Genomic DNA, 14162 nt, shown 5'->3' with positions numbered 1-14162 from the left:
GCCAGTGGAACGACGGGTTTTTGAGGTAGCGCACGCTGAACAGGTAAAACACCTCCATCGCCACCAGGGTGTTGACGGCCAGGGTGCGGGCGTGTTCCACCGCGTGCCCCTGGGCCAGCGACCACTGGTAGGCGCCAAAAATGCCAGCGGTGAACAGGCCCGACACCAGCAGCACCCGCCACACCACAAAGCCGCTGAGCATGGGTTCGCCCGGTGGGCGGGGGGCGCGGCGCATGACGTCGCGTTCGGTGGGCTCGAAGGCCAGCACCATGGCCAGGGCGATGGAGCTGACCATGTTGACCCACAAAATTTGCGCCGGCGCGATGGGCAGCGCCAGCCCCAGCAGCACCGCCACCAGCAGCGACAGGGATTCGCCGCCGTTGATGGGCAGCAGGAAAGTGACGGTTTTGCGCAGGTTGTCGTACACCGTGCGGCCTTCCTCCACCGCGTGGGCGATGGAGGCGAAGTTGTCGTCGGCCAGCACGATGGCGCCGGCCTGTTTGGCCGCTTCGGTGCCCTTGCGGCCCATGGCCACGCCCACGTCGGCCTGCTTGAGCGCGGGGGCATCGTTGACGCCGTCGCCGGTCATGGCCACCACCTCGCCGCGGGCCTGCAGGGCGCGCACCAGCCGCAGCTTGTGTTCGGGGCTGGCGCGGGCGAACACGTCCACCGACTGCACCGCGTCTTGCAGGGCGGCGTCGTCCAGCGCCTCAATGTCCGGCCCGGTGAGGGCGCGCAAACCGCCGCCCATGCCCAATTGCCCAGCAATGGCGCTGGCGGTGACGGCGTGGTCGCCCGTGATCATCTTGACCCGGATGCCGGCGGCGCGGCACTGGGCCACCGCCTGGATGGCTTCCTGGCGCGGCGGGTCGATGATGCCGACCAGCCCCAGCAGGGTGAGGCCTTGGGCGACGTGGGCGTGGTCCAGCCGCTGGCCAGCGGCCACGGTGGTGCGGGCCAGCGCCAGCACCCGGCGGCCGGCGCGGGCCTGGGCTTCGATGGCGGCGAGCCAGTGGGCGTGGTCCAGCGGTGCGGATTCGCCGTTGGTTTGCAGTTGCCGGTGGCACATGTCCAGCAGGCGTTCGGGTGCGCCCTTGACCCAGACCGTCCATTGGCCGGGGTCGCCGTTGGGGTGGGCGGTGGCCATGTAGCGGTGTTCGGACTCGAACGGCACCACGCCCAGACGCGGGCGCTCCTGCGCCAGTTCGCTGGGGGCGATGCCGGCCTTCATGGCCAGGGTGAGCAGGGCGCCTTCGGTGGGGTCGCCGGCCAGGTGCCACAGGTCGCCCTGGCGGTGCAGGGCGGCGTCGTTGCACAGCGCGGCGGCTTCGGCCAGGGCCAGCAGGGCGGGGGCTTCGCGGAACAGCTCGGCCGGCTGCAGCGTGTGGCCCTGCCGCTGCAGCGTGCCCAGCGGGGCGTAGCCGGCGCCTTCGACGGCGATGGTCTGGTCGGCCAGCACCACCTGCTGCACCGTCATTTCGTTGCGGGTGAGGGTGCCGGTTTTGTCGGAACAGATGACGGTGACCGCGCCCAGCGTTTCCACCGCCGGCAAGCGCCGCACCACCGCGTGGCGGCGCGCCATGCGCTGCACCCCGATGGCCAGGGTGATGGACATGATGGCGGGCAGCCCTTCGGGGATGGCGGCCACGGCCAGGCCGACGGCGGTCATGAACACGTCGGCCACGGCCATGCCGCGCACCAGCACACCGTAGGCGAACAGCGCGGCGGCGGCGCCCAGCACCGCGAAGGTGAGGGTGCGGCCCAGTGCGGCCATTTGCCGCACCAGCGGGGTGGTGGTTTGTTCCACCGTGGCCAGCAGCTTGCCGATGCGGCCCATTTCGGTTTGTGCGCCGGTGGCCACCACCACGGCGGTGCCTTGGCCCTGGGTGACCAGCGTGCCGGCGTAGCCCATGCCCAGGCGGTCGCCCAGGGCGGCGTCGGGCGCCACGGGGTGGGGGGCTTTTTCCACCGGCACCGATTCGCCGGTGAGCGCGGCTTCGTCCACCCGCAGGTTGTGCGTCTGCAGCCAGCGCACGTCGGCGGGCAGGCTGTCGCCCGAGGCCAGAGCAACCACGTCGCCGGGCACCAGGGCGGCGGCGTCCACGTCATGGGCGCGGCCGTCGCGCCAGACGCGGGCGTGCGGCGCCAGCAGGTGGCGGATGGCCTCCAGCGCCTTTTCGGCCTTGCCTTCTTGCAGCACGCCAATGCCGACGTTGAGCAGCACCACCGCGAGGATGACCGCCGCGTCCACCCAATGCGCCATGAAGGCGGTGGTGAGCGCCGCCGCCAGCAGCACGTAGATGAGCAGGTTGTGGAACTGCGCGGCGATGCGCCGCCACAGCGGCGGCGGGGCCACGGTGGCCAGGCGGTTGGGGCCGTGCTGGCGCAGGCGCTGTTCGGCCTCGGCCTGGCCCAGGCCGTGGGCACTGGCGTGCAGGGCCTCCAGTGCCTGGGCGCTGGTGAGCGCATGCCAGGCGGGCGCCGGGCGGGCGGGCGGGGTGGGGGCGGCGGGTGTCATCCGGCGCAGGGCGGGGCGGGCTGGAGAGGGGTGCCGGCCGGGGTGAGGGCGGCGGCCAGGCCGCGGAAAAAGCCCACCAGTTCTGGGCTGACCGGGGCCGCCGTGGCGTCGCTCGTCGGTGGCAGGTGGCCCAGCAGGTGCGCCGCCTGCCACAGGTCGCGCTGCTGGCCGATGCGCAGCTGCCAGCCGCTGGCGCGCCGCGTCCAGCGCCGGGTGCGGCGGGCCTCGGCGGCGGGCAGGGTGGCGGCGATGGCCTCGCTGGCGTAGCGCAGGCGTTTGGCCAGCAGGCGGGCGTCGTGCAGCAGGGCGGGTTGGGTGTGGGCGGCGGCCACCAGCTGTTCCATGCGGCGGTGCCAGCGCGCCAGCCGGCGCGTGGCCCAGTCGCCGTGCGGCGTGGGGGTCGCTGGGGCGGGGTCGATGGGGGCGCCCAGGCCGTGCAGCCAGGCCGTCAGGGCCAGCAGGGCGCCGCCCGCGCCGGGCGTGGCCAGCCGCTGGCGCACCTGGGCGCGGGCGGTGTGGCCGGCGTCGGTCAGGGCGTGCAGGGCGGCGTCCCAGTCGGCCTGGCGGGCGCGGGCGGGGTGGGCGGTGTCGGGCAGGCCGGGCGGGGGGCTCAGGTAGGCCGTGGCCCAGGCGGGCAGGGTGTCGTGGCGGGCCACGTCCAGGTCGCGCAACTGGCCCAGGGCGTCCAGCAGGGGGCGCAGCGCGGTGGTGTCGGGCGCGGCGGGCAGCCAGGGGCGAAGCAGCCGGGTGACGCTGCGCCAGCGCCGCCACGCCACCCGCGCCTGGTGGACGAGCTCGGGCTCGTCGCGGTGCAGCAGGCCCTCCAGGTTGCGGGTGAACTGCTGCAGGATTTCGGCCAGCACCGGGCGCGCCAGGGCCTGGGGGGGCAGGCGTTTTTTCAGGGGCACAGGCTGGGCCTTGGCCACCGGGTGCACAGCGCCGCTGGCCAGGGCGTGGCCGCGCTGGGCCTTGCTCACGTCGCTGGGCAGCAGGGGCAGGTGCTGGGCCAGCTCCTGCGCCAGGGCAAACAGCGCGGCGCGTGGCCCGCTCAGCAGTTCCAGTTCCAGCTCCAGCAGGGGCGTGGTGCGGTCGCCGGCGCGCACGCTGCCGGCGTCCAGCGCCACCTCGATGTCGGTGCCGTTGCGCCTGCGCACGCGCCAGGTGGTGCGCAGGCAATGGGTCTCGAAGCGGGGCTGCAGGGTGGCCAGCAGGGTGCCGTGCGGGTCCAGCGCGTCCCAGGCGGTGCCGTGCAGGGCGGCCGGGTCGAGCCGGCCCTGGGCCACCGGGCTTTCCCATTCGCCGCGCTGGCTCAGGCCGCCGTGCGAGGTGCCCGCGGTCTTGAGCGTCTGGACCCAGCTGCCCGGGCCGGCGTCGCCCGGCGTGCCGATGTGGCGCAGGCGCAGCGCGCAGCGCTGGCGCTGCAGGGCCAGGTCGGGGGTGTCGAAATAGCGGTTGAGCAGCAGCTGCTGTTGCGGGCGGCGCCGGCGCAGGCTGGGGGCGCGGCGCAGGCGTTGCAAGGCCTCGTCGGGCGACAGGCCGGGCACCAGCAGCTTGAGTTCGATTTCCTGGGGCGTGAGCATGGGGCTTAGCTTACACAGTCTGCGGGTTTTCGCCACCCTGGCCGGGTGACGCGCCGCACGGAAGCGCCACGGGTTTCCGGCAAAATGGCTGGCTGACGCGGCCCCGCCGCCCAACCCGAACTGCCGACCATGAGCCACACCCCGCACCCCACCCGCGACACCTCGCACATCCAGCCGCGCGACCGCGCCGAAATCCTGGCCCAGGCGCTGCCCTACATCCGCAAGTTCCACGGCAAGACCATGGTCATCAAGTACGGCGGCAACGCCATGACCGACCCGGAACTGCAGCAGGCCTTTGCCGAGGACGTGGTGCTGCTCAAACTCGTGGGCATCAATCCGGTGGTGGTGCACGGCGGCGGCCCGCAAATTGAAGGGCTGCTCAAGCGCCTGGGCAAGCAGGGCGAGTTCATCCAGGGCATGCGCGTGACCGACCCCGAAACCATGGAGGTGGTGGAGTGGGTGCTGGCCGGCGAGGTGCAGCAGGACATCGTCGGCCTGATCAACCGCGCCGGTGGCAAGGCGGTGGGCCTGACCGGCCGCGACGGCGCCATGATCCACGCCCGCAAGCTGCGCATGGTGGACCAGAAAGACCCGAGCAAGGAACACGACGTGGGCCAGGTGGGCGACATCGTCGGCATCGACCCCAGCGTGGTCAAGGCGCTGCAGGAGGACCAGTTCATTCCGGTGGTCAGCCCCATTGGGTTTGGCGAGCACAACGAGAGCTACAACATCAACGCCGACGTGGTGGCGGCCAAGCTGGCCACGGTGCTGCAGGCCGAAAAACTGCTGATGCTGACCAACATCCCCGGCGTGCTGGACAAGGACGGCCAGCTGCTGCCGTCGCTGACCATGAAGCGCATCGACGAACTGGTGGCCGACGGCACCATCAGCGGCGGCATGATCCCGAAAATTGCCGGCGCACTGGACGCGGCCAAGAGCGGGGTGAACGCGGTGCACATCATCGACGGCCGGGTGCCCCACGCCATGCTGCTGGAGATCCTGAGCGACCAGGCCTTCGGCACCATGATCCGTTCGCACTGACCGCGCCATGGCCACCCGCCCCGCGCCCGGCGAACGCCGCCTGCAGATTTTGCAGGCCCTGGCCGACATGCTGCAGACCCCCGGGGGCGAGCGGGTGACCACCGCCGCATTGGCCACGCGCCTGGGCGTGAGCGAGGCGGCGCTGTACCGCCACTTCGCCAGCAAGGCGCAGATGTTCGAGGGGCTGATCGACTTCGTCGAGCAAAGCGTGTTTGGCCTGATCCAGCAGATCGAGGCGCGCCAGCCGCAGCCGCTGGCGCAGGTGCCGCTGGTGGTGACGATGGTGCTGCAGTTCGCCGAGAAAAACCCCGGCATGGCCCGGGTGATGGCCGGCGATGCGCTGGTGGGCGAGCACGAGCGCCTGACCGCGCGCGTGGCCCTGCTGTTCGACAAGCTGGAAAGCGCGCTGAAGCTGCGCCTGCGCGAGGCCGGCCACCCCGACGCGGTGGCGCTGGGCGCGGTGCTGGTGGCCTTTGTGACCGGGCGCCTGCAGCGCTACGCGCGCAGCGGCTTCCAGCGCCCTCCCACCGAACACCTGGCCGACTGCCTGCGGGTGATGCTGACGGCCTGACGGCCACCCCCGGGTTTACCCCGGGGCCGCGCGGGTTGACGCGCCCGGCTTTGCCTCTAAAATAGTACGACCGTTCGTTTTATTTTGGATGCCATGACCGCCGCCACCGCCCCCCGCACCGCCCGCAGCCAGAAAGCCCTGCACAAAGGCCAGCAGACCAAGGCCGCCATTGTGGACGCGGCCCTGGCCCTGGCCGCCCAGGTCGGGCTGGAGGGCTTGAGCATCGGCGCCATTGCCGAAATCACGCAGATGAGCAAGTCCGGCGTGTTCGCCCACTTCGGCTCGCGCGAGGAACTGCAGATATCGGTGGTGCACGAGTACCACCGCCGCTTCGAGGCCGAGGTGTTCACCCCCGCGCTGCAAGAGCCGCGCGGCCTGCCGCGCCTGCGCGCCCTGTTCGACAACTGGATGCGCCAGACCTCGCTGGAGATCGACTCGGGCTGCATCTACATCAGCGGCGCGGTGGAGTTCGACGACCGCCCCGGCCCGGTGCACGACGCGCTGGTGGCCACCATGAACACCTGGCAGTCGGCCATGCACCGGGCGGTGGAACTGGCGATTGCCGAAGGCCACCTGCAGGCCCAGGCCGACCCCGGGCAGCTCGCGTTCGAGATCCACGGCCTGATCCTGGCCCTGCACTACGAGGCCCGCTTCCTGCGCAACCCCAAGGGCCTGGCCCGCGCCCGCCAGGGCTTCGACAACATCGTCGCCCGCAACCTGCCCTGACCCGTTTTTTCCCCGACCCACACCCATCCCAGGAGACCGCCATGCCCAGCTACACCCCGCCCCTGCGCGACATGCAATTCGTGCTGCACGAAGTGCTGAACGTGACCGACGAACTGAAGGTGTGCCCGCCGCACGCCGAGATCGACGCCGACACCATCAACGCCGTGCTGGAAGAAGGCGGCAAGTTCGCCGCCGGGGTGGCGTTTCCGCTGAACATCAGCGGCGACGCCGAGGGCTGTGTGCTGGACAAAACCACCCACGAGGTGCGCACCCCCAGCGGCTTCAAGGCCGCTTACCAGACCTATGTGGACGGCGGCTGGCCGGCGCTGAGCTGCGACCCCGAATACGGTGGCCAGGGCCTGCCGTTCGTGGTGAACCAGTGCTTTTACGAAATGCTCAACAGCGCCAACCAGGCCTGGACCATGTACCCCGGCCTGAGCCACGGCGCCTACGAATGCCTGCACGCCCACGGTTCGCCCGAGCAAAAAGCCCTGTACCTGCCCAAGCTGACCAGCGGCGAGTGGACCGGCACCATGTGCCTGACCGAGCCCCACTGCGGCACCGACCTGGGCCTGCTGCGCACCAAGGCCGAACCGCAGGCCGACGGCAGTTACCGCATCACCGGCCAGAAGATTTTCATTTCCGCCGGCGAGCACGACATGGCCGCCAACATCGTGCACCTGGTGCTGGCCCGCTTGCCCGACGCGCCCAAGGGCAGCAAAGGCATCAGCCTGTTCCTGGTGCCCAAGTTCCACGTCAACGCCGACGGCTCGCTGGGCGGGCGCAACGGCATTCACTGCGGCGGCCTGGAGCACAAAATGGGCATCCACGGCAACGCCACCGCGCAAATGGTGCTGGACGGCGCCGTGGGCACCCTGGTGGGCCAGCCGCACAAGGGCCTGCAGGCCATGTTCGTGATGATGAACGCCGCCCGCCTGGGCGTGGGCAACCAGAGCCTGGGCCTGACCGAGGTGGCCTTCCAGAACGCGCTGGCCTACGCCAAAGACCGGCTGCAAATGCGTTCCCTGACCGGCACCAAGGCCAAGGACAAAGAGGCCGATCCCATCATCGTCCACCCCGACGTGCGCAAGATGCTGCTGACCGCCAAGGCCTACGCCGAAGGCGGCCGCGCCCTGCTGTGCTACAGCGCCGTGCTGCTGGACAAAGAGCTGCACCACCCCGATGAAAAGGTGCGCGCCGACAGCGCCGAACTGCTGGCGCTGCTCACCCCCATCGTCAAGGCCTTCCTGACCGACAACGGCTTCAACGCCGCGGTGATGTGCCAGCAGGTGTACGGCGGCCACGGCTTCATCAAGGAATGGGGCATGGAGCAGTTCGTGCGCGACGCCCGCATCAACATGATTTACGAAGGCACGAACACCGTGCAGTCGCTCGATTTGCTGGGCCGCAAGGTGCTGGGCAACAACGGCGCCAGCCTGAAGAAGTTCGCCAAGCTGATTGGCCGCCTGGTGGAAGAAGAGGGCGTGAACGAGAAGATGGCCGAGTTCATCAACCCGCTGGCCGGGTTGGGCGAGCAGATGACCAAGTTCACCACCGAAATCGGCTTCAAGGGCTTCCAGAACCCGGACGAGGTGGGTGCCGCAGCGGTGGACTACCTGCGCGTGGCCGGTCACCTGGTGTTTGGGTACTTCTTCGCGCGCATGGCGTCGGTGGCGTTGAAGCAGATCGCTGCCGGCAGCACCGACCCCTTCTACACCGCCAAGCTGCAGACCGCGCGCTTCTACTTCGCCAAGCTGTTCCCGGAAACCGCCACGCTGATGCGCACTGCCCGCGCCGGCAGCCGCGTGCTGATGGACACCGACGCCGCCCTGGCCTGAGCCCCGCACGGCTGCCCCGACACAAGGAAACACCATGTCCCGTTTCACCGTGAAACAAGTCGCCGTGCTGGGTGCCGGCGTGATGGGGGCGCAGATCGCGGCGCACCTCGTCAACTGCCAGGTGCCCGTCATCTTGTTCGACCTGCCCGACTCGACATCGGCCGACAAAAACGGCATCGCTACCCGGGCCATTACTAACCTGAAAAAACTCAAGCCCAGCCCCTTGGGCGTGGCCAGCGACGCCGACTTGATCCGGCCCGCCAACTACGAAGAGCACTCGGAACTGCTGCGCGGTTGCGACCTGATCATCGAAGCCATTGCGGAACGCCTGGACTGGAAGCGCGACCTGTACGCCAAGATCGCCCCGTTCGTGGCCGAAGGCGCGATTCTGGCGTCCAACACCTCGGGCCTGTCGATCGGCGCCTTGGGCGAGGCGCTGCCCGAAGCCCTGCGCCCGCGCTTTTGCGGCATCCACTTTTTCAACCCGCCGCGCTACATGCCGCTGGTGGAACTGATCGCCACCCCGGCCACCCAGCCGCCTGTGCTGGACCAGTTGGAAGCCTTCGTGACCACCGGCCTGGGCAAGAACGTGGTGCGCGCCAAGGACACGCCCAACTTCATCGCCAACCGCATCGGCATCGCCGGCATGCTGTCCACCCTGCACGAGGCCGAGCGCCTGGGCCTGAGCTACGACGTGGTGGACGACCTGACCGGCAAGCGCCTGGGCCGCGCCAGCAGCGGCACCTTCCGCACCGCCGACGTGGTGGGCCTGGACACGATGGCCCACGTCATCAAGACCATGCAGACCGCCCTGAACGCGCAGAGCGACCCGTTCTACGGCAGCTTTGCCACGCCCACCGTGTTGCAGACGCTGCTGAAGATGGGGAACCTGGGCCAGAAAACCAAGGCCGGTTTCTTCAAGCGTGTGGGCCGCGAGACCTTCCGTTTTGAGCTGGAGAGCAAGGACTACATCCCCGCCGGGCAAAAAGCCGACGAGGTGTACGGCCGCATGCTGAAAAAGCCCGCCGCCGAGCGCCTGAAGCTGCTGCGCCACGCCGAAGGCCCGCAAGGCCAGTTTCTGTGGGCGATTCTGCGCAACGGCTTCCACTACGCCGCGGTGCACCTGGCCGGTATTGCCGACAACGCGCGCGACCTGGACCAGGCCATGCGCTGGGGCTACGGCATGCAGCAAGGCCCGTTCGAGCTGTGGCAAGAGGCCGGTTGGCTGGCCGTGGCGCAGATGATCCAGGAGGACATCGACGCCGGTAAAACGCTGTGCAGTGCGCCGCTGCCCGACTGGGTATTCCACGGCCCGGTGGCCGAGCGCGGCGGCGTGCACCAGCCCGAAGGTTCGTGGAACCCGTCCAAAGGCAGCTTTGACCCCAAGCGCCAGTTGCCCGTGTACCAGCGCCAAATCTTCCGCGAACCGGTGCTGGGCGAGGCCGCGCCGGTGTTCCAAACCGCTGGCAAAACTGTCCATGAGGACGCCGACATCCGCCTCTGGACGCTCGACAACGAAGTGCTGATCGCCAGCATCAAGAGCAAGATGCATGCGATCGGCCCCGGCGTGACCGAGGGCCTGGGCCGCGCCGTGGACCTGGCCGAAGCCAGCTACCAGGGCCTGGTGGTGTGGTCGGGCGACGAGCCCTTCAGCGTGGGCGCCGACCTGCAGGCCGTGATGCCCGCCTTCATCGCCGCCGGCGTGGCGGCCATTGAGGACGTGGAAGCCGAAATGCAGCGGGTGATGCTGAAGCTGCGCTACGCCCAGGTGCCCACCGTGGCCGCCGTGCGTGGCATGGCGCTGGGCGGTGGCTGCGAACTGGCGGTGCACTGCGCCCGCCGCGTGGCGCACCTGGAAAGCTACATCGGCCTGGTGGAAGTGGGCGTGGGCCTGGTGCCCGGCGCCGGCGGCCTGACCTACATCGCCCGCCGTGCGGCGGAGAACGCCCAAGCCAGCACCGGCACCGACCTGCTGCCCTTCCTGAGCGAAGGCTTCAAGGCCGCCGCCATGGCCACCGTGGGCACCAGCGCGCTGGAAAGCCGCAAGATCGGCTACCTGCTGGACAGCGACCGCGTGGTGCCGCACAAGGACGAGTTGCTCTACGTGGCCATTGCCGAAGCCAAGGCCATGGCCAACGCCGGCTACCGCCCGCCGCTGAAACGCCTGTTCCCGGTGGGGGGACGCTCGGTCAAGGCCACCATCCTGGGCTCGTTGGTGAACATGCGCGACGGCGGCTACATCAGCGAGCACGATTTCCACATCGCCGGCCTGATCGCCCACGTGCTGACCGGCGGTGACGTGGAAGCCGGCACCCTGGTGAGCGAGGAATACCTGATGCAACTGGAGCGCCAGGCCTTCTGCAGCCTGATCGTCCACCCCAAGACGCAAGCGCGCATTCTGGGCATGCTGTCCACCGGCAAACCCCTGCGTAACTGATGCGGAGCACCGACATGAAACACCTTCAAGACGCCTACATCGTCGCGGCCACCCGCACCCCCATCGGCAAGTCGCACAGGGGCTATTTCAAGCACACCCGGCCCGACGACCTGCTGGCCCACGTGCTGCGCGCGGCCGTGGCCCAGGCCCCGGGGCTGGACCCGGCGGCCATCGAAGACGTGATCTGTGGCTGTGCCATCCCCGAAGCCCAGCAGGGCCTGAACGTGGCCCGTGTGGGCGCGGTGCTGGCCGGCCTGCCCCAGAGCGTGGGCGGCATCACCGTCAACCGCTTCTGCGCCTCGGGCCTGAGCGCGGTGCAGATGGCCGCCGACCGCATCCGCGTGGGCGAGGCCGACGTGATGATCGCCGCCGGCGTGGAAAGCATGAGCCTGGTGCCCATGATGGGCAACGCGCCCAGCCTGTCGCCCAGCATTTTTGCCAACACCGCCAACGTGGACGACTACGGCATCGCCTACGGCATGGGCTTGACCGCCGAAAAAGTGGCCCAGCAGTGGCGGGTGAGCCGCGACGCGCAGGACGCCTTCGCCCTGCAGTCGCACCAGCGCGCCCTGGCCGCGCAGGCTGCCGGCGAATTCGCCGACGAAATCACCCCGGTGGACGTCACCCAGCGCGAGCTGGACCTGGCCAGCGGCGAAGTGCGCATCAGCCAGCGCACCGTCAGCCTGGACGAAGGCGCGCGCCCCGACACCTCGCTGGAAGGGCTGGCCAAGCTCAAGCCGGCCTTTGCCATACCGCGCCGGGCCGACGGCACGCCCACCGGCCTGGGCAGCGTGACCGCCGGCAACAGCTCGCAAACGTCGGACGGCGCCGGTGCCCTGATTCTGGCCAGCGAAGCGGCGGTGAAGCGCTTCGGCCTCACGCCGCTGGCGCGTTTCGTCAGCTATGCGTCACGCGGCGTGCCGCCGCACATCATGGGCATCGGGCCGATCGAGGCCATCCCGGCCGCGTTGAAAGCCGGCGGCCTGTCGCAGAACGACCTGGACTGGATCGAGCTGAACGAGGCTTTCGCCGCACAGTCGCTGGCGGTGATGCACCAGCTCGGCCTGGACCCGGCCAAGGTCAACCCCAACGGTGGCGCCATCGCCCTGGGCCACCCGCTGGGCGCCACCGGCGCTATCCGTTCCGCGACAGTGGTGCACGCGCTGCGCCGCCACAATCGGCGTTACGGCATGGTGACCATGTGCGTGGGCATGGGGCAGGGCGCGGCGGGCATTTTCGAACGCGTCTGACCCACCCGCAGGGGCTGCCAAGGCAGCCCCTTTTGCCGCCCCCACACCAGAACAACAGGAGACCCGATTGACCACAGCTCCCTCCAGCGGCGGCGCGCACCCGTTTGACGAGGCCATGGCGCTGCAGCCACAGCCCACGGCCGGCGCGCCCGCGCCGGGCACCCGGTGCTGGCAGGGCCGGGCCCACCCCGGCTACCAGAACATGGTGGGGCCGTTCGGCGGCGTCACCGCAGCGCAGGCGCTCAACGCCGTGCTGCAACACCCGGACCGGCTGGGCGAGCCCGTCACGCTCACCGTCAACTTCGCCGCGGCGGTGGACCCGGCCACCCCGTTCCGGCTGGAAGCCACCCCGGCCCGCACCAACCGCTCCACCCAGCACTGGACGCTGCGCATGCTGCAGCCCGACGCCCACGGCGCCGACCAGGTGGTGCTGACCGGCAGCGCCGTCACCGCCGTGCGCCGCGACACCTGGAGCGCGACGGACGCCGTGATGCCCCAGCTGCCGCCGCCCGACGCTGTCGCCCCCACCCCCTGGGGCGGGCCCATTCCGTGGATACAGCGCTACGACTTCCGCTTGTGCGAAGGCAGCCTGCCCCAGCACTGGGACGGCAGCGAAGCCGACAGCCTGACCCGGCTCTGGCTGCGCGACGAGCCGCCCCGCCCGCTGGACTTCTGCAGCCTGACCGCCTGTGCCGACGCCTTCTTCCCGCGCGTCTGGCGCCGCCGGGCGCTGATGACGCCCATCGGCACCGTGTCCATGACCGTGTACTTCCACGCCAGCCGCGCCGAACTGGCCGCCACCGGCACCGGGCACCTGCTCGGCCAGGCGCGGGCACAATCGTTTTTCAACGGCTATTTCGACCAAAGCGCCGAACTCTGGAACCCCGCCGGCCACCTGCTGGCCACCACCCACCAGATCGTCTATTTCAAGGAGTGAACCCCATGTCCGACATCCTGAGCCACGTCGACGGCGGCGTGATGACGCTGACCTTCAACCGCCTGGCGCGCAAGAATTCCCTGACCGCCGCCATGTACGCCACCCTGGCCGACGCGCTGGAACAGGCCCAGGCCGACGCCAGCGTGCGCGTGGTGGTGCTGCAGGGCGACGAGGCCATCTTCAGCGCCGGCAACGACGTGGGCGACTTCCTCAACGCCCCGCCGGCCGACCAGAACACCCCGGTGTTCCGCTTCCTGCGCAACATCGCCAGCTTCCCCAAACCGCTGGTGGCTGCTGTCTGCGGCCCGGCCGTGGGCATCGGCACCACCCTGCTGTTCCACTGCGACCTGGTGTATGCCGGCGACAACGCCGCCTTCTCCATGCCCTTCGTCAACCTGGGGCTGTGCGCCGAAGGCGCGTCCAGCCTGCTGGCGCCGCAAATGTTCGGCTACCACCGCGCCGCCGAAGCCCTGCTGCTGGGCGACGCCTTCTACGCCGAAGCCGCGCTGGAAGTGGGCCTGGTGAACAAGGTGCTGCCGCCCAGCGAAGCCAACGGCTACGCCCAGGCCGTGGCGCGCAAGCTGGCCGCCAAACCCCTGAGCAGCCTGGTGGAAACCAAACGCCTCATGAAAAAAGGCCAGCAGGCCCTGGTGCTGCAGACCATGGCCGAAGAGGGTGACGTGTTCGGCCGCATGCTGCGCGAACCCGCCGCCAAAGAGGCGTTTTCGGCCTTTCTGCAAAAGCGCCAACCGGATTTTTCGCAGGTATGAGCAAACCCATCGTCCACCCCCCCGCCGCGCCGGTGGTGTTTGAGCCCGAGTTCATCGAGGGCGTGCGCCAGATCTTCGAGGAAAAAATCGTCTTCAACACCGTGCTGGGGCTGAAGATCACCGCCATCGCGCCCGAGCAGGTCACGGCCCGCATCGACATGCGCCCCCAGCTGGTGGGCCACTTTGCCTACAACCGGGTGCATGGCGGCGTCATCAGCGCCGGGCTCGACGCCATGGGCGGCCTGGCGGCCATGGCCGCCATCGGCGCGCGCCACATGGACGAAACGCCGGAACAGCGGCTGCACCGCTTCGGCAAGCTGGGCACCATCGACCTGCGCATCGACTACCTGCGCCCCGGCATTGGCGAGTGGTTCGAGCTGCGCGCCGAGGTGCTGCGGCTGGGGTCGCGCGTGGCGTCCACCCGCATGGGGTTTTATGGGGCCGACGGCAAGTTGTTGTCCACCGGGGCGGGGGCCTACATCGTGTCTTGATGC

At 69.9% G+C, this 14162-nt stretch carries 11 protein-coding genes; 9 read left to right on the top strand and 2 right to left on the bottom strand.

Annotation, left to right across the window (positions count from 1 at the left end; translation table 11 throughout):
- Window positions 1–2518: HAD-IC family P-type ATPase (locus tag HA630_RS13230; protein WP_166835277.1), on the bottom strand; the 2518-nt coding region annotated here is incomplete at its 3' end.
- Complete coding sequence (locus HA630_RS13225; protein WP_166835275.1) at window positions 2515–4098, bottom strand: CYTH and CHAD domain-containing protein; 1584 nt, start codon at window positions 4096–4098, stop codon at window positions 2515–2517. The genes HA630_RS13230 and HA630_RS13225, both read right to left, overlap by 4 nt.
- Window positions 4099–4227: 129 nt before the next feature.
- Between HA630_RS13225 and argB the strand changes: the two genes are divergently transcribed.
- The 9 genes from argB (at window position 4228) to HA630_RS13180 (ending at window position 14159) form a co-directional block, all read left to right on the top strand.
- Entirely contained in the window at window positions 4228–5139 is a 912-nt protein-coding gene (gene argB / locus HA630_RS13220; RefSeq protein ID WP_166835273.1) for an acetylglutamate kinase, read from the top strand.
- Window positions 5140–5146: 7 nt separating this feature from the next.
- On the top strand, window positions 5147–5710 hold the full coding sequence (gene slmA / locus HA630_RS13215) for a nucleoid occlusion factor SlmA (protein WP_166835271.1): 564 nt from the start codon (window positions 5147–5149) through the stop codon (window positions 5708–5710).
- 93 nt (window positions 5711–5803) lie between these two features.
- Window positions 5804–6436: a TetR/AcrR family transcriptional regulator gene (locus HA630_RS13210; protein ID WP_166835269.1), complete on the top strand. Its 633-nt coding sequence runs from the start codon at window positions 5804–5806 to the stop codon at window positions 6434–6436.
- A gap of 41 nt (window positions 6437–6477) precedes the next feature.
- Window positions 6478–8274 (top strand): acyl-CoA dehydrogenase C-terminal domain-containing protein, encoded by a 1797-nt coding sequence (locus tag HA630_RS13205; RefSeq protein ID WP_166835267.1) that lies wholly within the window; start codon window positions 6478–6480, stop codon window positions 8272–8274.
- A gap of 34 nt (window positions 8275–8308) precedes the next feature.
- Window positions 8309–10711 carry a 3-hydroxyacyl-CoA dehydrogenase/enoyl-CoA hydratase family protein gene (locus HA630_RS13200; RefSeq protein WP_166835265.1) on the top strand — a complete coding sequence of 801 codons (2403 nt, stop codon included), beginning with the start codon at window positions 8309–8311 and terminating at the stop codon, window positions 10709–10711.
- Window positions 10712–10725: 14 nt separating this feature from the next.
- Window positions 10726–11961, top strand: coding sequence for an acetyl-CoA C-acyltransferase (locus HA630_RS13195; RefSeq protein ID WP_166835263.1), 1236 nt, complete (start codon window positions 10726–10728; stop codon window positions 11959–11961).
- A gap of 115 nt (window positions 11962–12076) precedes the next feature.
- Complete coding sequence (locus tag HA630_RS13190) at window positions 12077–12898, top strand: acyl-CoA thioesterase II (RefSeq protein ID WP_166835282.1); 822 nt, start codon at window positions 12077–12079, stop codon at window positions 12896–12898.
- A gap of 5 nt (window positions 12899–12903) precedes the next feature.
- On the top strand, window positions 12904–13668 hold the full coding sequence (locus HA630_RS13185; protein WP_166835261.1) for an enoyl-CoA hydratase: 765 nt from the start codon (window positions 12904–12906) through the stop codon (window positions 13666–13668).
- The gene (locus HA630_RS13180) at window positions 13665–14159 is read left to right on the top strand and encodes a thioesterase family protein (protein ID WP_166835294.1); all 495 of its coding nucleotides are present in this window, start codon (window positions 13665–13667) and stop codon (window positions 14157–14159) included. The genes HA630_RS13185 and HA630_RS13180 overlap by 4 nt, the downstream gene beginning before the upstream one ends.
- The last annotated feature ends 3 nt before the right edge of the window (window positions 14160–14162 follow it).

This window comes from Aquabacterium sp. A08 (genome assembly GCF_011742065.1).
The sequence above is the reverse complement of the archived record's forward strand: the minus strand, read 5'-3'. Positions and strand labels throughout refer to the sequence as shown.